16 protein-coding genes and 2 tRNA genes are annotated in these 17981 nt (G+C 47.5%); 8 read left to right on the plus strand and 10 right to left on the minus strand.

Translation table 11 applies throughout. From position 1 onward, the window contains the following. Positions 1-31 precede the first annotated feature (31 nt). Positions 32-1693, plus strand: a complete 1662-nt coding sequence (locus tag E7745_RS14415) for a RagB/SusD family nutrient uptake outer membrane protein (protein WP_240740335.1) — start codon at positions 32-34, stop codon at positions 1691-1693. A gap of 608 nt (positions 1694-2301) precedes the next feature. On the opposite strand, the gene E7745_RS14420 is transcribed toward E7745_RS14415, so the two are convergent. Continuing rightward, positions 2302-2772 carry a hypothetical protein gene (locus E7745_RS14420; RefSeq protein ID WP_240740336.1) on the minus strand — a complete coding sequence of 157 codons (471 nt, stop codon included), beginning with the start codon at positions 2770-2772 and terminating at the stop codon, positions 2302-2304. 264 nt (positions 2773-3036) lie between these two features. Between E7745_RS14420 and E7745_RS14425 the strand changes: the two genes are divergently transcribed. From E7745_RS14425 to E7745_RS14445, 5 genes are all read left to right on the plus strand, one after another. Then, positions 3037-3110: transfer RNA gene (locus E7745_RS14425), tRNA-Asp, on the plus strand. 76 nt (positions 3111-3186) lie between these two features. Further along, complete coding sequence (locus E7745_RS14430) at positions 3187-3597, plus strand: hypothetical protein (RefSeq protein ID WP_136409136.1); 411 nt, start codon at positions 3187-3189, stop codon at positions 3595-3597. Next, positions 3594-3908, plus strand: a complete 315-nt coding sequence (locus E7745_RS14435; protein WP_136409137.1) for a glycoside hydrolase family 3 C-terminal domain-containing protein — start codon at positions 3594-3596, stop codon at positions 3906-3908. Before E7745_RS14430 ends, E7745_RS14435 begins: the two co-directional genes overlap by 4 nt. 270 nt (positions 3909-4178) lie before the next feature. Beyond that, positions 4179-4251 (plus strand) — tRNA-Lys (locus E7745_RS14440). Between the two features lie 513 nt (positions 4252-4764). Continuing rightward, on the plus strand, positions 4765-5997 hold the full coding sequence (locus E7745_RS14445) for a site-specific integrase (protein ID WP_124029396.1): 1233 nt from the start codon (positions 4765-4767) through the stop codon (positions 5995-5997). Between the two features lie 65 nt (positions 5998-6062). Here E7745_RS14445 and E7745_RS14450 read toward each other — a convergent pair whose 3' ends face one another. From E7745_RS14450 to E7745_RS14490, 9 genes are all read right to left on the minus strand, one after another. Further along, positions 6063-6353, minus strand: coding sequence for a helix-turn-helix domain-containing protein (locus tag E7745_RS14450; RefSeq protein ID WP_123550669.1), 291 nt, complete (start codon positions 6351-6353; stop codon positions 6063-6065). Continuing rightward, positions 6331-6585 (minus strand): helix-turn-helix domain-containing protein, encoded by a 255-nt coding sequence (locus tag E7745_RS14455; protein ID WP_124029395.1) that lies wholly within the window; start codon positions 6583-6585, stop codon positions 6331-6333. The genes E7745_RS14450 and E7745_RS14455 overlap by 23 nt, the downstream gene beginning before the upstream one ends. Before the next feature lie 260 nt (positions 6586-6845). Further along, positions 6846-8381, minus strand: a complete 1536-nt coding sequence (locus E7745_RS14460; RefSeq protein WP_124029394.1) for a hypothetical protein — start codon at positions 8379-8381, stop codon at positions 6846-6848. A 221-nt stretch (positions 8382-8602) separates the two neighbouring features. Next, positions 8603-10024 (minus strand): DUF4099 domain-containing protein, encoded by a 1422-nt coding sequence (locus tag E7745_RS14465; RefSeq protein ID WP_124029393.1) that lies wholly within the window; start codon positions 10022-10024, stop codon positions 8603-8605. A gap of 25 nt (positions 10025-10049) precedes the next feature. After that, the gene (locus E7745_RS14470; protein ID WP_123618588.1) at positions 10050-10412 is read right to left on the minus strand and encodes a hypothetical protein; all 363 of its coding nucleotides are present in this window, start codon (positions 10410-10412) and stop codon (positions 10050-10052) included. A 4-nt stretch (positions 10413-10416) separates the two neighbouring features. Continuing rightward, a complete protein-coding gene (locus E7745_RS14475; protein WP_124029392.1) occupies positions 10417-10638 on the minus strand; it encodes a hypothetical protein in 222 nt (73 codons plus the stop codon). Between the two features lie 488 nt (positions 10639-11126). Continuing rightward, positions 11127-12401 (minus strand): sigma-54 dependent transcriptional regulator, encoded by a 1275-nt coding sequence (locus E7745_RS14480; protein WP_168182160.1) that lies wholly within the window; start codon positions 12399-12401, stop codon positions 11127-11129. 174 nt (positions 12402-12575) lie between these two features. Then, positions 12576-13454, minus strand: a complete 879-nt coding sequence (locus tag E7745_RS14485; RefSeq protein WP_168182162.1) for a GLPGLI family protein — start codon at positions 13452-13454, stop codon at positions 12576-12578. A gap of 41 nt (positions 13455-13495) precedes the next feature. Beyond that, the gene (locus E7745_RS14490) at positions 13496-15847 is read right to left on the minus strand and encodes a Plug domain-containing protein (protein ID WP_123486669.1); all 2352 of its coding nucleotides are present in this window, start codon (positions 15845-15847) and stop codon (positions 13496-13498) included. A 233-nt stretch (positions 15848-16080) separates the two neighbouring features. Here E7745_RS14490 and E7745_RS14495 point away from each other — a divergent pair, with 233 nt between their 5' ends. Both E7745_RS14495 and E7745_RS14500 read left to right on the plus strand, forming a co-directional pair. Beyond that, entirely contained in the window at positions 16081-17298 is a 1218-nt protein-coding gene (locus tag E7745_RS14495; RefSeq protein WP_168182164.1) for a sensor histidine kinase KdpD, read from the plus strand. Further along, the gene (locus E7745_RS14500) at positions 17285-17977 is read left to right on the plus strand and encodes a response regulator transcription factor (protein WP_123486671.1); all 693 of its coding nucleotides are present in this window, start codon (positions 17285-17287) and stop codon (positions 17975-17977) included. Before E7745_RS14495 ends, E7745_RS14500 begins: the two co-directional genes overlap by 14 nt. The last annotated feature ends 4 nt before the right edge of the window (positions 17978-17981 follow it).

Below are 17981 nucleotides of genomic sequence, written 5' to 3' on the forward strand. Positions count from 1 at the left end.
CAAGCCCTAGGGCTCGCTCTCTGACGGCAATATGAACGATCCCTCGGCGGTAGACCTGCTTGTCAACGGCGCCTATGCCACATTCGGATGCCGCTACGCCGATTCAAACGACCCGCACCTCTTCCCGGTGACCAACTGGAGCTACGGCGAAGTCCGCGCCGACAATGCCTATAAAGGCGGAGGCAGCGAGACAGACCTCTGGGAGATACACGACATGGAAACCTCGCGCATACAGCCCAACAACGGATTTCTCGACGGGAAGTGGTTCAACGTCTACTGCGGAATATCGCGCTGCAACTCGGCCATCCGCGCCCTGCGCAAGGTTGACGAATCGCAGAACAAGAACAAGGCCTCGCGTATAGCCGAGGTCCGAGTGATCCGCGACCACTGGTATTTCGAGCTGGTGCGCCTGTTCAACCGCATCCCCTACATGGATATCGATCTGCCTGAAAACGACTACACTTCAGTGCGCAACGATGAATTTACCCGCGACGAACACCTCGACCGCATAGCCAATGACCTGCTCGAAGCCGCCAATGACCTCCCTGACAGCCAGAGTGAGATAGGCCGCATCAACCGCCGCATAGCTCTTGCCTACGCGGCAAAGGTGAAACTCTACCAGGCCTACGAACAGGATCCGCAGACCAATGCCGTCACAGGCATCAACCGAACACTGCTGCAGGAAGTAGTGGACCTGATTGACGGAATCCAGGGCTATGACCTGCTTGCTGATTTCCAGCAGCTCGACCTGCTTGAATATGAAAACGGCCCGGAATCAGTGTTTGCCATCCAGTTCTCGAAAGACGATGGCTCAAGCGGAGTGGGACGCATCAACTGGAGCATGCTTCTCAACTCCATGACCGGCCCCGGCTGCCCCTGGCAGGGCGACGGCTTCTTCCTCCCCTCGCAGGACCTCATCAACGCCTATCAGACAGATGCCAACGGTCTGCCGGTGTTTGACTACCAGAACCGTCCCGACTATGGCAAAGTGGTCTTTGACAGCAACGGCGGTTATTCGCTGGGCAATACCGACGGCAATGTGGACCCGCGCCTGGACTTCATCACAGGCCGTCCGACCATCCGCTACAAGACATTCGAGGAGAGAGCCTGTGGTCTGTGGGTGCGCAACAGCGATGTCTACGGCTACAACAATACCAAGCGATTCTGGCTCTCGCCCGAATCCAAAGATGCCGAACAGGGCTGGCCCTGGGGCGCCTCGGCTCTCAACTGGCAGATCATCCGCTACGCCGATCTTCTGCTCTACAAGGCAGAGGCCCTCATAGAGCTGGGAGGCAATGGTCTTGAAGAGGCCCGCACGCTGATCAACAGAGTTCGTGCCCGCGCCATGAACAGTTCATATGTCAAGGATTTCGACGATCCCTCGAAAGATGCCGCCAACTACAAGATTGGTCTCTATCCCGCCGCCGGCTGGACTCAGGATTATGCCCGCCAGGCTCTCCGCACCGAGATGCGTCTGGAGAAGGCTATGGAAGGGGAACGCTTCTTCGACCTGGTGCGCTGGGGCATAGCCAAGAAGACCATGAACAATTTCTTCGCAGCTGAAAAAGACAACCGCATATATTATCAGAACGTCTCGTTCGAGACCGGCGAGGAATACTTCCCGATCCCGGTGGCTCAGTATAACTTCTCAGGCGGTATCTATGTCCAGAATCCCGGCTACCCGGCATTCTGATCCGACTCAGACACATAGCCAAGGTACAATACATATAAGGTAATAGAAGATTTTTAAGGTTGATTTTACATGTGGAGGGCCCGTGGGGGCTCTCCACTGTTATATTGAAACAACAAGAATGATCCAGAAAAGGACATTAATTAGAAATGTCGTGCTGGCCGGTCGCTCTGTCCAGACAGGGCTGTATCTGACAGAAGCGATGATATTTCGGACAAGCCGAGTGCTTTGATTGTGAATGAATGCAAACTCCATCAACTTTTGAGCCGACATTTTGGCTCACCACTCCACTTCAATATTCTGCGTATAAACGCCGATGGAGGTCTTCAGGAGAGATGCGAGTTTCCTCTGACGGTATCGAATACGGAGACTGAATCCAATTATATGCGTCGGCTTTTGCTGACGAAAATTCAACCTTGCGTTTCTCAGACCGATATCAATGTGTCGTTATTCATTCCTATTCCGAATTTGCTGCAAATTAACAACATTTTCGGAATAGCGCCAAATCCAATATCGCAGCACGGCGGTAATCGGCTCATAGCCGGACTTGACAAGCAAGCACGCCATAAGCCGACGGTCAGATTCGGAGGCATCTACAATGAGTACCTTGTTCATATAAATGTTAACGTCAGGGTTGCAGATTTTAAATTTATATAATTGTATTTCAAGCAGGCAACAGATTGACATCCAGTCCCCAATGCATACTTCCTATGGCGCCCGTGATGGCGCGCGATAGAGCCAAGGGAGGGTGTGTCGGTCGGCAGACTGCTCACATACATACGTTTTTCACGTGTATGTATCGCGGGCTTCTTTCTGACGGTCTCGGCCTTGTATTCCATAATCGTCATGTTTCCGCCACATTTCTCCTTGTCGGCAATAATTCCGAGACCGTCATATATGCCGTAGGTTCTTGTCTCGATTATTCCATGACCGAGTTCGGGACCTTCCGTGTAAGAATACAGTGGCTTATGCTCTTTGAGCTTGTCTTCCACTCCGTAACGCAGTAAAGGTTGGTTGGCCTTGAGCCCTATGAGAAAATCGCCACCTTTCTTCCTGATTTTTTTGATAATATCCTTTTGCATTGACATGGCATCTGCGGTGACAATCTTTCCGGATATGTCGATTTTGTCGATCAGTATACCAGGACTGAGGCGGCAAAATTCATCAGTCGTTCCGAGAAACTGAAGATTTACTGAAGATTTAGCGAATTTTATTTTCGATTTTTGAGAAAATATTTGCACAATTAAAAAATAGTGCTTAACTTTGCACTCACAAACGAAACGGCAGCCTTTATGAGGCGTTGAGAGAAACGGACTCGGCTATGGTTTCGAAAAAAAACTCAACTTGGTGTGGTAGTTCAGCTGGTTAGAATACCTGCCTGTCACGCAGGGGGTCGCGGGTTCGAGTCCCGTCCATACCGCTGAGGAGAGAGGAGAATGAGTAATTCTTGGACTTCGGTCCTGATTGCTCATTCTTTTTTGTGTCTTATCGCTCTTATGATAGAAAAACGGGGGTCAGCGGATTTAGCCGGAACAGCCTATGATCCTGCGGCGCTGCTGCTTGGTGACGGATGGCGGCTCCCCACAGCCGCTGAGTGCGAGGAACTGCTCGACGCATGCACTTTCGAAGCGATGACTTTCGGCGACACCTGCGCAGTGGTGCTGACAGCGTCGGGAAACGGCAATAGCATCATTCTTCCGCTCGCCGGCTACATGACAGGTGCACGTCTTTATACTTTCAATTCCGAGGGTACCTACATGACCGGCAACTGCGAATTTGAAGCATATGGCGACGCGTGGAGCGACATCGGTCCGATCTCTATGCTGATGAACAGCGCAATGGCCTTTGTCAACTACGGATCACCACAGCTCGGATCTACCATCCGTCCGGAGAGAGACAAGGTATGATAGGTGCAGGAGCAGTCTCCGCACATGATTTCACTGTGCTCGTCACGCCGATCGATGTGGCCATTGACAGTGTGGATTTCAATGAAAGCCTTGAGCGTGAAAGCAATGACCGCCCGTTAGAACTTCCTCAGTTTCAAGACAGCCTTGTCAACTGTGTGTTGGATGCAAATCCGAACACCATAGTCTTGTTCAATGCCGGGAGCAACGTGGATATGAGCCACTGGCAGCAACGAGCCCCGGCCCTGCTATATCTGTGGTATCCCGGACAGGAAGGCGGTCAGGCAGCGCAGAGATCCTTTTCGAAAAGGTGACCCCCAGCGGTAAACTGCCGCTAAGTTTTGAAAAACGCTGGGCCGGCAATCCGGTTTACGATTACTACTATGATCATGACGGAGACAAGCGCGTAAGTTATGGAGAGGCCTTCTGTTAGGCTATCGTCATTACGACACACGTAACGCAGTTGGAAACTTTCTTGGAAACTTTCTGCAAGATTTTTATAAAAATATTTTCAAAAAATTTGGTGAAATCAAAAATAAGCCTTACCTTTGCATCGCAATTGAGAAAAACGCTCAATAAAGCAAGACTCCGTAGCTCAGTTGGTAGAGCAACTGACTCTTAATCAGTGGGTCGAGAGTTCGAGCCTCTCCGGGGTCACAATCAAAAATGGCAAAACGCCGCAAAGCACTGAAATCACTTGATTTTCAGTGCTTTTTATTTTTGCCAAAATTTCAGAATGGCGCAGAATACAGAGGTGGTGAGTGAGTCATTAGTGAGTACTCACGTTTGTGAGTAATTCGACTCACGGTTGGCAGAAATCATCAGTGAGTCGGCTGAAACACCGAAAGTTAAGCTGGTGTCAAGCCTCACAAAGTGGGGTTTTGAGCATGGGAACGAACCTTTGACCCGGTTGGGGTCGCAATTTTCAGAGTTTCTAAATACTATTTAACTCTTGAAATATTCTTTAACTATAATTCCCCGCTCAAACCGCATTTTGAAGCCGATTTCTGCGATTTGCACCATCTTGCACCGTGAGCCGGACTCACGGTTTTGGTGGAATACAGGCGTGAGCCGTCCAATCAGTCATATCCGCGATATTTGAAGCTCTTTCTCGTTTGGTGATGTCGGCGAAAATGATTATATTTATATAACCATTAAACCCACAGAGAAATGACACCAGATTCTTATTTTACTCTGACTTTCTACGCAAGGAAGCCAAAGACAGAAAAGAGCGAATATCCGCTCTATGCCCGTATCTCGGTCGGAGGCCAGATGACGGAGTTTACAATCGGTCGTTCAGTGAACCCCAAACACTGGAACCAGAAACGCAACCAGAGCGATGGCACATCGCGCCGCGACAAGGAGCTGAACAAATTTCTTGAGATGGTGCGCGCCCGTTTCTGCGAAATTCACAACATGCTCATCCGTGAGAACAAGCTGGTAAATCCGGCTGTCCTTAAAACGCATTACATGGGAACTATGGAGAAGCCCAAGATGATGTGCGAGGTGTTCCGCGAGGCAAACGAGAAACGCAAGGAGGAACTTGACCGTGGTGACATCGTGAAGCCCACCTATCAGCGCTGGACTCGTTGCGTTGACTATCTGGAAGACTTCTTCAAACTCCACTACAAGACCGACGACATTCCGATAAAGGAGGTTACATCGGGGATGCTTGACGACTTCGAGCATTTCCTTCGCATGAAGAAATCCTGCGCCAACAACGCTGCCGTGCGCTATCTCCGCTGCGTAAAAAACGTGTTGCAGTATGCTCTCGCCCACAAGTGGATAGACCACGACCCGTTTATCGGCAAGAAATACCAGCGTACATACAGTGAGCGTCAGTTCTTGACTGAGGCTGAAATAAAGACCATCATGGATCTTGACCTTAAGGAGTTGCCACGATTGGAAGTAGTGCGTGACACCTTCGTGTTCTGCTGCTTCTCCGGACTTGCCTTTTGCGACATGAAATCACTCACCATTGACGACATACAAGACGATGACAAAGGCAATACTTGGATACGCAAGGCCCGTGCCAAGACAGGAGAAATGTGTATAATCCCGATGCTTGACATACCCCGCCAGCTCATCAAAAAGTATTCGGATCATCCTGTTGTTAAGGCTACGGGAGTAGTCATGCCGGTGATTACAAACCAGAAGATGAACGCCTATCTGAAAGAGATTGCAGATTTGGCGAAAATCAAAAAGCATCTGACAACCCATGTGGCGCGCCATACATTCGCCTCTATGTCGCTCTGCAACAACGTGTCCATCGAGGTAATATCCAAGATGCTCGGACACAGTGATATAAAGACAACGCAAATTTACGCCAAGATGCAGGATCAAGCTGTGTATGATGGTATGGCAACCATGCGCAGCAAATTCAACAATGTGCAGGTGGTATAAATCCGGCTGTCAGTGAATGAAATAAATGCGGTCATCGGTATTACCCGGTGGCCGCATTTTCGGTTTCAGTATTTGGGGCGGTATGTGGATTTCAAAAATTCCTCCACATCATCATCTGCATAGAGTATCTTGCCGTCAAGTCGGTAATAGGCAATCTGCCTGTTATCACGGTATTCCTGCAATGTGCGTCTTGAAATGTTGAGTTTTTCCGAGAGCTGGGCATCGGTATAAAACTTTTTGCCCAAGAACGACGGATGTATTTCAGTGTTCAATCTCTCAACGATTTCAAGCACTGTAAGACTGTCGGCATGGAAATTCCCTATTTCATTACTGTCATGGGTATATATCGTTCCCATTTCTCGGTACAGCCTCTACCCGTTCAAGTAATCCGAAAGCATCTCCGGCGAGGAACATAGATCCTTTCCCGCTCTTGATGAACCCTATACGTCCGCTCTTTTTGAGCGAGCGTGCTTTGGACTCGGAGATATGGAGCAACTCACAGAGTTCCTGCAACGTAAGCCAATCATCAGGCTCTTTGTTTCTTACGCGCTCGAAGAAAGTGATAAATACTTTCTTCAAATATGACATTCGGCTAAATATTTCTTCAAGTTCGGATTTTTCGATTTGAACAAACTCTGGCATAAATTATTGGTGGATTAAGTGGTGGGTGGGATATGTGCTTGAAAAAAAGAAGGCGGGTATCCCTCCCGCCTTCTCACCACTAAATCCACAATCAAAATAAATTATGACTGCGATTCAGTGGCAAAGTTAGCGATTTTTATCGGATTATGCGCTATGGTCAAGCGTCTATTTTTCAATCACGATATAAATTATCGCTGTCGGTGCGGTCATTTGTTTTTGGGTGTGTAGCGCAGAATGTCGGTTACGGTATCGGTGAGCCATTCGCCGAAGCCCTTGACGGCTTTTCTGCCTGTTATTGTGCCGTAGGGTATCTCGTCAGCTCCGTATTGCCCGACCAGTATGCTGTGGGCAAGATTGTAGGGAGCAAGGTCAAGCAGCAGACGGTCGCCTTCGGGCGTGCAGGCGATAGTGCCGTCCTCTATCGTGATGAAGCCCTTACGCACAAGACTTTCGAGTGCCGTGCCGTATTCGTGTACGGTGTGGCAGTAAGGCATATCAGGGTGCGTAGTGTCTGCGGTCAGCGTCGCATATCCGGTGAGGTTGGCAAGTGTCGGAACAAAGCCGTATGAAATGGGCGATACCTCTTTGACCGGAGCCATCATCTTTTCGACGATCGTGATTGTCTGTTCCGATGAGCCTGTATATTCGGGCTTCGGCTTTTTCACCTCCCATCGGCAGGTGAATGTCAGTCCGGCGATTTCAGCCGTCACAGAGGCATACTGTTTCTTTTCCGGTGGCATTGCCGCCGCATCCATGCGCCCTGCAATAAGTCTGTACAGGCTGCGCTCGGTCTTTGTGGCGCATTTGGACAGTCGGCGCAACACGGTTATGCCGTTGCCGGCGTCCGGTGCGGTGACGTATGGCGATGAGATAAAGCCCTGCTCGTAGAGCTTCTCCGCTGTCCTGACGGTGAGCGACGGCATAAAGCCGAAATTGTCGAATGCGTCCATCTGGAGAGTGAGCATCGTGTGGAGTCTGACTACCGGTGCATCTTCCTCCGTGACGGTCATCCGCGCCTTGACGGGTTCGCCGACAGGGATAGTGTCAACGATTGCGGCGCAGACCCTCTCGCTCTGCCAAGACTGATCAGAAATGAGGTGCAGCCCTCCGTAATCGAGGAAGATTCTGTACGCCTTCGGCTGGGCGTCATATTGTGCCGCTTGTTCATCCATATCACCGAGATACTGCATGGCTACGACCTCCTTGCGTGTCAGCGGCCCGCCTTCGTAATACCAGCGTTTGAGAACTCCGGCGAAATTATATTCAAACATCATGTCCATCGCGCCTGCCACAAGACCCGACTGGGCGAGATTATGCAGGTGACGACCTTTCTCTCGCTTGGAGAATGAACGCCTGATAGATGCACGGGTAATGCGGGGAAGCCACATTCGGCTCGTCGGATGCCCGACTCGGAAGTGTCGGCAGATATTGAAGAAACGCGCCTGAGCGTCTGCACCCTCGTCTGAGGCGAAGACAACCTCTCTCGCATTGCGGAACAGCGGTTTGAGTACACGGTCACGTTTCTTGTCGGTGACGACAATCTTGAATTTCTCCGGCACGAATGGCAGACAGCCGTTAGCAGCCTTGTCAAGACCGACAGGCTTGATGAAGCCTCGGTGAACGTAGGCGACGGTGATGTCATCGTTGGTGAACACCCCGTATGCCGGGTTAAGTGTCGCCTTCAACGCTTTGGCGACGGCTATGGCTATGCGGTATTTCTCGCATACAATCAGTTGTGTCATAATTTTTGTGGGTTTAGTTGGTGAATGTTTTGAAAACACGGGGAGGCCGCGCGCACCTCCCCATGTCGTGAAGATACTTGTCAGGATATTGACAGGTTGCCGGAGGCGGGATATTTGTCGCAGTGGATTTATGGATTCAGTGGTCGGATTTATGTTCCGGCAGACGTGTCAGCGAATCGCAGTTGTTTTGACTGTGGATAACGGATGAAGTGGTGAGGCGGCTACGGCTTTGGAGTCTTGGGCTTGGGCTGGTGCTGCTTTTTCTGCTGCGCCTCGTCCTTCGGCTCTGTCTGTCCGCGCTGGAGCGGTTCATTCACGTTCTTGGTCGCCTCGTTGGTCTTGCCGTCGTTGTTGACCGCCATCTGGGTTTTGCTTTCCTCGGCGATGCCCACCACCTTATCGCGGTCGGGATATACGCGGGTGGTCTGAGGCTTGCGCTCTTTGGGATCATATTGCAGGTATATGGTACAGTCGTTGCCACTCCTGTCCTTGCCCTCACCGACGAGTACCTGTTTCCCGGCGAGGTAGTCAGCCTGTTTCTGCTCGTCGAGCGGGATATGGTACCACTGATTCAGACGCTTGGGGTTGCCGTTGGCGTCATGCCAGTTGTCTTTGAGGCTTTGCCCGGATTGTTGCCCGCCCTGTTGGCGGCTCTGTTGTGCCCGCTGTGCCTCCTGCTCGTTCTGCTGACGGTACTGAGCCGAGTTGACAAAGGCGATGTCACGCTTGGATGCGTTGTATTGCAGGTCGGCGGTGAATTTCTGTCCGTTGGGGAGTTCGACGTGCTGTTCCTTGATAAGACCGCCGTTTTTGAGTATGCCTATCTGCTGCATTGTCAGATTTATATTGGCAACCTTCTGTTTGATAAAGATTTTATCGACAGGTATGCTCTCGATCTCGTTTGTGAGGCGGTCTATGCTGACGAGGCATTTATGCACCTCTCCTGTCGCTGGGTCTTTGAGGTCAACGGCTTTGCCGAGATTGCCCGTGTTGGATAACTCCACCTTGTCCTCGGCGGTGAATGTGTAGCCCCGGAATGGCTGGTCAAGCAACGGTTCCTTCCTGACGAAATGGGGCGTGAGCGAATATGTGCCGTCGGGATTGGTGCGGAATGACAGACGTGCGTCCAGCTTTTCGCCGCTTCCGTCGGGGTCGTTGACTTTATGAAGTTCCGGCGACTTGTGGTGGTAAACCATCTGTTGGAGCGCGCCGGACTTTTCAAGATCCTCCCGGCTGATGCCCCATTGTTTCTCTATCTCCGCCCAGTTCACCTTGTCGGGGTCAACCGGTTTGATTTTTGCGGCGGGAGTCTTCATCTTGACGCGGTATTTGTCAAGCATCTCCCTGTTGGCTTCGAGGTCGTTGAGCATTTCCGCCATAGGCTGACTCAGAGCCTCGTAGTCGGCGGCCGACATCTTGAATATGCCGAAGGTGGTCGGGTTCTTCGCCTGACGCATGAAGTTGGCGATGAATGCCTCGATGGGGTTTTGCCCTTTGGTGAACTTGATGAGTTCGCTTAACGGGGTCGATTTTACATCGGCCATTTTTGGGGTACCGTCGGGGTTCTGACCGACGACCGCGCCTACCTGCCCGGTTTCATTGTTACGGGCAATCAGCACTTCTTCCTTTGGATTTTCTTCCATGAGTGAATTAAAGATTTAGCGGTGATTATTTATCGGTGTTTCCACCGGTGTTGTTATGTTTTTTCTTCATCTTGGGATAGTCCGGATGCCGGGAGCTGATGAAGTGATTGTCTATGAAATCATTGAAGGCTTCCTGTGTCACGAATGCCGCCCCGCAGGTCAGGCTTTCATAGATTTCAATTTTTCCCTCGTCACGGTATTTGCGCATTGTCTTTTTGGAGATGTGCAACCCAAAGGCCACATCATCAAGGGATATTATACGCTTACCGTGGTAAAATAATTCGGGAGGTGCGCGAATGTCGTCATTGTGAGTTCTGATGCCGGCGAGAGCCATGCCTGCAATCACAGCGGTCTTGAAGTCCGCTTCGGTGGATGTTCCGTTGCCCATAATGTCATTCCGCGTCTGTGGTGCTGAACATCTCTCTGAGTGCCACGCTCAAAAATAAGAACATGAGGCAACCTACAAACCAGTCGATATTTTCAGCATTGTCATTGCACGCAGGAGCGGAACATGCTTGCTTTCTGTCGAACTTACGCTTGAATGAGCGTTTTTTATTTCTTGTGGATGACTTCTTTACGAAGTCGGTGGCATTTGGTGGATTTTTTGTTTCCATTCGGTTGTTTTGGGTTTGGTTTGCGAGGAATAGCCCTCGGTTGAAATTATAACCGAATGGTTGAAAATTGAGGTGATCCGAGGCGTGTTAAAATCAACAAACCGCTAAATAGCAACCTCTTAATTGCTTAAAATTTACAATGGTTAAAAATTTGCTTTCACGCTGGATAGTAAATAAACCTGAAGATTAAGCGTGAAATATATCCTTAAAATGAAAAAATGGCAGATTAGATTAAGACAAAAAATAGCGTGCAATTCACGCCATCTCTCTTGAGGGTTCTGGACTACCCATTGTCGAAAAGGTGTGTATGCACGCTATGCAGTAAGCATAGCATAAGCATCACGCCAAGCTCGACATTCGTAAATTGTCCAGATCTACAAGAGAACTTATGCGAAAGTTATGTTATCCTATAAATTTGATGCGATTGACTCTACAACCGCAGTCTTTGCTATTTTAACACTGCAAAGTTAGTGATTTTTTACGAGCTGTCAAACCTCCGGCTCGCCCTTCTTGCCGATGCCGTGTTTCTTACGCTGTTCTATCAGAGCGCGTTCCGAGATTCCCAACAGCTTTGCAGCGCCTGTCCAAGAACCACTGCGACGGTACGCCTCAATGATTTTTTCCTTGTCTTTTTGCGGTTTGCGCAGAGTAAGGCTGTCATCGGCATCAGGCTCCGACTGGCTGAAATTGAGGTCGGCGGCCGATATTACATCGGTTTTTGAATGGAAGGCGGCATAGAGGACGGTATCTTTAAGTTCCCTTACATTGCCGGGCCACGGGTGCAGCTTCAACGCTTTGACTGCCGAAGCATCGAGCTTTTTCCTGTGCTGTTCTCTGCTGTGGGCAAAACGTGTCAGGAAATAGTCTGACAACGGTACTATGTCTTCGGTCACCTCCCGTAATGGCGGCACTGTTATGTCAACCGGTCGTAGAGTATAGAACAGATTTGGGCGGAACGTCTTTTCAGACACCATACGGCGCAGTTCTGGGTCTGCGGTGCAGATTACCCTCACATTCGGATGCTCGTTTTCAAGTATATGCAGAAGCACCGACTGTTTCTCGAAGGTCAGCAACTGCACGTTCTTGATTATGATCGTACCGCCGTCAGCCTTCTTGAAGTATCCTTCCATACGGTTAAGCACTTCGCTGCGCAGATTTGCAGGGTCATGGTTGCCGACAAGTGCCGCGCCGCCGGCTTCTATGACGGTGCAAGGCTTTTGTGACCGTGAACTGAGCCTGTAAATCTCTTTTGCAATCTGCTCTTTTCCTGAGCCGCATTCGCCGAAAATGACGGCATTGACGTCCGTCGCGGCAATATTTCTGATTGCCCTTTCAATCACGGCAAACGCCTCGCTCCGGCGAGGGATAAGCTCGTCAGGAAGCAACAGCATTGTTCTACCCGGTCTTGCATACCTGCCCACTGTTTCGACAAGTTGCTTGTCCATTGCCGTACGCTGAATGATGTTGACGGCACCGCCGTCCTTCATCACATCGGCAATATCCAAAGCGTTGAGATTGTCCACTATGGCGATTACGGGGAATCCATATCCCTCCGCCTTCTGCCAGTTGATTAACTCCTGCGCTGTGCCACGGACGAATTTCATAGCCGCGACAATCACTGCGCCGGGTGGCAATTTCGCCACCTCGTCCTTTGCTACCTCCATCGTCTCGACGGCAATCGGCTCATAACTGTGCTTGACAAGCATGCCCACCATAAGCCGACGGTCTGATTCGGAGGCATCAACAATGAGTACCTTGTTCATAAGATTATAATTAAACATTTGAGGTTATTCATTAACAGTCCCCGACAAAGCTGCCGAGGACCGAATTTTTGTTTGTATGATTAGCTGTTTCTTTCAGAGTTCCTTTAATGTGTTATAAATTTTAGTATTAATGCTTAGCCTGTGCTGTTGATTATAGAGTTGCCTTTTTCCATGTTATTTTTCTAATGGGTTATAGAACTGTGACCAATCTTCATTCAGACGATGGAAACCTTGCTCACTATTATCCATAATTATAATCCGTGCGCCGGTATTGCGGACAAATGCTCCTGCGTTTTGATACATTTCACGCTCAAATCGCTTCCAGTCTTCTTTATTCATGGTTTTACGGTTCCAGTCATAACGGATTATCGGCTGCGTTTTTTGCGTTAAGCCTTCTGCCTCAAACACAAAATTATGCTCGGAATCCTCTGCTTTAAGAACAAGGCCCTTGACTCCGTTTAGTTTCCACGGACCGTATGGCAACGGAATGTCATTGGTGTAATATACTTTCCATTCGCGCCCTCCGTAGGTACATTTAGCCGCATGACAGTGGTAGCCCATCACTGTGGCTGTGTCTTCAAGAACGTACGTCCATACAGGAGCGGGAGTATTCTCCGTATATTCAATAACTTGAGAAGTATAGGGAACACGATGGGTGACAATGGTCGTCGAATCAGCATGATTGACAAGAAGGTCAAATCCGACATAATTCTCCGGCACGGTCTGGAATTGCATTGTGGTTTTGAGTTCTTTAGTGTTCCGGATGTCAAGATCACGGAGATTGCGACTGAAGAAGGCGTTGTATTTACGTCCAAGTTGCAGATCCATCAGGTCTTCTTGACTGAGCGAATCGTCTTTCTCAGTTGCCTTGTATTTGAATCGATAGGTGATTGTTAGATAACAGGAGTCAAGTGCTTGTGCTTTGTCGGTATCCTCATGGGCAAGTGTGAATGTCGGTGTATCCATTGCATAGGTAACTGTGACCTGTGCTGAGACATACACACATGAGAGCATCATTAAAGATGCTAAAGCTAAAAGTGTCTTTTTAATCATTCTCATATTGGTGTTTTTTTAGTTGATAATTTTCATAGTTGTTATTTTATGCTGAATCTAATGCCAAGCATGATTGTACGGCCACGCAGACGATATTGACTTGAATACTGTATGATTCCGTTATCATTATAGCGGCGAAATATTCTGCAATCCAACAAATTGCTACATTTGAGGGATAATATTGCGTTCCCTAAGGAATATTCTATATTGCAGTTGAGGAAAGTATTGTTTCTATAACTCGCTGAATAGTCGTTGTAATAATACATTACAGTCGGCATCAGGCTAAGTTGCTTACAGGGCCAGATAACGAAAGATGTTGAATTGGTGAATGTATGTTTCGCATTTCCGTTGGCTATACCGTCGGTAAATGTCTTGGATAATGAAAATTCATTTGAAGTCTCAAAAGTAATCCATCGGGCGAAAGAAGCTGTAAAGGAAATGTTCGCTCGCAGATAATTGCTTCGCCCTCTGTGCATGGCATCATCGACATAAAACTCATTCTGACTTGAGCCGATTGTAAACGATTCGCTTATCTTGGAATTCCATTTGAAAAATCCTTTGGAAAATGTCTGGTCTCCCTGCCAGATATTACCACTTGTAGCATACGGCAGTCTTATATACTTGATAATATCGTCAGTCACATCATATCCATTGGATAAGCTATTATAGGAATAAGCATGTGTTAATGTCACACCTCCAAACAGCATATCGAGCACGCTTTGGTAACTTGCACTTAAGGCCGTTTTTATAGTCCTGTTGATTTTAGCCTCAAGTTGGTACGGATTCGAAATAGAAGTACGATAATCAATATATCGCCTCTGTGCCATGAGGGAAAGGGCTGCGGGCATAGATTCCTCGCAGGTTGATGTCAACGCAAAAGACAAACGCTCCGATGGTTTGAAAGTGAGATTTGTGTAAGGTTTGAACGAAAAGAACATTTTGTCATATTTCCATTCTCCGTCTGTCGATGTATAATATTCAAAACCGACAGGCATGTATATCAGCCATTGGAATCGCTGACCGTAATGCAGAAAGAACTTAGGTGTGATGTTGGCACCTAACTGCCAAGTTCGTTGATTTCCTGATGTAAGATTTTCAGCCAGATTCAGTTCCGTTTTAGCCTGCTGCCATTGCGCATCGAAGCCGCCGTTGAGGTTGAACATAAAATGAGGCACTGCAACGGCGATTATAGATGCAGTTCCGCCGGTGTTCAGATTTCTTTGTCTTACAGTCTGATCCATACCACATTCTATCAACCGAAGTATTCCGAATTTATCAGTATAATTGGCATGCAAGGTCGCCTCGCCAATGCCCCCCTGTTTATTCTTATAATTTATCTTCAGCACATCATCTATATTAAATGAATGTCCTGAGAATTGCTGTCCTATCAAATCGTTGATAGATCCGTCGCCATGAGGAAACGACGCACTTGCTGTAAAAGCGTTTTTGATATAACGCTCATTACCGTTCAGCTTATAGACTGCATGTGCTCCTACGAATTGCTGGCGCATACAGGCTCTATTCGATTCATCTATAACAAAACGCGAGATACTGTCGGCAAGATAAGTGGTTTGCTCTGTAGCCTCTCTTTTTTCTTTGTCAAAAAGGTAATTGAGATTAAACGCCAATGTCTTGTCTTCGTCTAACTTGAAAAGTTGATTTATCGACAGGCTATGTGAGTTGTTACGATATGCGTAAGTGTCATTCAGCCCCGGAGAATCAGGGAAAAGTATCCCCGTTCCGTAAGATGAATTGAATGTCACGGGTGCACCAATATCCTGTCTCAAGTCATTGCCAATGTTGTTCGTCTTATAAACAGAGATATTTTGGGCTTTGCGCCGGAAATTCATGAGGGTGGCGGAGGCATCCCAAGATATATTGGGCTGTGTCCCGATTGCTGCTTGAAGTGTGGATGACCATATACCGAGAGCATTTTGTTTAAGCTTTATGTTCATAGCGGGAGCATTGCCGCTCTTCACTCCTTGCAGCAATTTCACATCCTGATGATTTTGCAGTACTTGAACTGAACCTATATCATTTGCATCGATATTTCTTGTAGCTACACCATAATTTCCGCCAAGCATATCAAGCCCCTCGATATAAAACTCATTTATCCATTGTCCGTTATAAGTTATCTGGCCATCGGCTTTTACTTCAATACCCGGCATCTTTCGCAACAAGTCTTCAAGAGTCTTGTCGTTTTTACCTCTGTATGTAGCAGCAGAATACGAAATTGTATCGCCGGACTGTCGGATTTTTTTAGCAGTAACAATTACTTCCTTTAGTTCAAGGGCGTTGATAATTGAATCCAGTGATTCGGTACTGACCTCCTGCGCCATCGCCATAAGAGCGATGGACACAAAGATGAATAGTATTTTGAATCGTTTGAACATAATTTGTCTTAAAAAGTCAAGCGCAAAATTACGGCAAACTCTTTCTCCAAAGTCTTAGTTGAATCTCCTTTAGTCTTAGTTAGTCTTAATTTGGGGTGATTTTATCGTAATTTTTCATTAATTTTGTTGACATGAAACGTTTTAGGACTATCACAATCATTTGTTTGTCAATCATTGCTATTTTGGTGACGGCTAACTTCTGGTATATGCATCGCCTATACGAATCCATAAGGATGCAGACTCTTCGGACCGTAAAAGAATGTGTGAGGAGGGCAGATGTGCTGGAAATTATCGACAGGAAGGCTCTTGCTTCTGGCCTAAAGGAAGATTTTTCAATAAAAGTCGGAATTGTTGTTAAAGGCGAAATAGATTCGGGGGGAAACTTTGACTTTATTCACGAAATGGATAAAGTCAACCAAACTATGAGTGAAGAATTCCACTCAGTGGAACAAACGGACGTCACGATACCGACTCGTAATTATAATCGACTGGCATTACTCCTTCAAAATGAGCTCAAAAACTATGGTATTAAACTTAACCGGGTGGCAATAGTTCCATTTGGCGAAAATGCTGGTCAAATCAAAGGACTGTGGCATATCGACTTTTCTATAACGGAAGGGGAACCGCCTCTTTATACTGTTTATTTCTCTCCCCTTCAAAAGCATGTCCTCAGACAAATGGCGGGAATTTTGGCGACATCATCCGCTGTTCTCGCACTAATGATTTTCCTAATATGGTATCTTTTACACTGGGTTGGAAAACTGCGTAGTATTGAGCAGATGAAGGATGATTTCACTCACAACATGACTCACGAACTGAAAACTCCGGTGGCCGTGGCTTATTCTGCGGCGGATTCAATGCTCCGATACTATGACCAGAGTGACGAGGTAAGGAATAAACAGTTCCTTAAGATTATTATGCAAAGACTGAGTTTCCTTTCCGGCATGATTGAGAATATTCTGTCAATGAGTATGGAACGCTTCAAAGCGATGAAACTCAGCATTGAGAATGTGGAGGTAAAACCAATTGTCGTAGAGGTCGCGGGAATGATTGAGCTTAAAGCCGACAAACCGGTGAAGATTGATATTGAAATCCCGGACAATCTTTCGGTCATGGCAGATTCATTACATTTCGGCAATGTCCTGTCAAATCTGATAGACAACGCCGTGAAATATTCCGAAGATACTGTCAACATAAAAATTATGGCTGACAACAACTCAATTGTAATTGCAGACAACGGCATAGGAATAGACAAGGACAATCTCCCTTATATATTTGATAAGTTCTATCGTGTCACCTCAGGAGACCGTTATGAGGTTGGAGGTTACGGGCTTGGACTTTTCTATGTAAAGCAGATTGTTGAATTACTTGGCTGGAGCATAGATGTGACAAGCAAACCGGGAGTCGGAACGAAATTCACAATTAAATTTAAGAACAATGAGGAAAGATAAGATATTGCTCGTAGAAGATGACTCAACTCTTTCATTTATTGTGCAGGATGCGCTGACCCGTGAAGGTTTTGATGTCGTTTGTGCTTCAAACGGAGAGTTCGGGCTTAAACTCTTCAAGGAGTCCGAACCGGATATTATTGTTGCAGACGTGATGATGCCAAAGATGGACGGTTTTGAGATGGTAAGGCTTATCCGTCTTACAGCACCGGCTGTACCCGTGCTTTTTTTGACCGCCAGAACTGCGCTTGACGATGTGGTGAAAGGGTTTGAGCTTGGAGCCAACGACTACATCCGCAAACCGTTTCAGATACTCGAACTTGTTGTGAGAATTAAGGCTTTATTGAAGCGTAATTCTCAGGGCATTACCGAAGATACGAATCTCAATATCGGAGATAGCTCACTTGACTTTGCATCACAACGACTTGTAATAAGAGAAGAGGCTATCGAACTGACACATACCGAAGCTGTAATCATTGATGAACTATTCCGCCATCCAAATGAAGTAGTCGAGGCTAAGACACTTATGTATCGCATTTGGCAGAACGATGATTATAACAACCTCAACCGTCTTCACGGATTTATCTATAAACTCCGCAAATACCTGTCTAAATCAACCTCGCTGGAACTTCTGAATGTTCGAGGGATAGGCTATAAATTAGCCACCTCCAAGCAGGAATAATACG

The sequence above is a fragment of the Duncaniella sp. C9 genome (assembly GCF_004803935.1).
Lineage (GTDB): Bacteria > Bacteroidota > Bacteroidia > Bacteroidales > Muribaculaceae > Duncaniella > Duncaniella muris.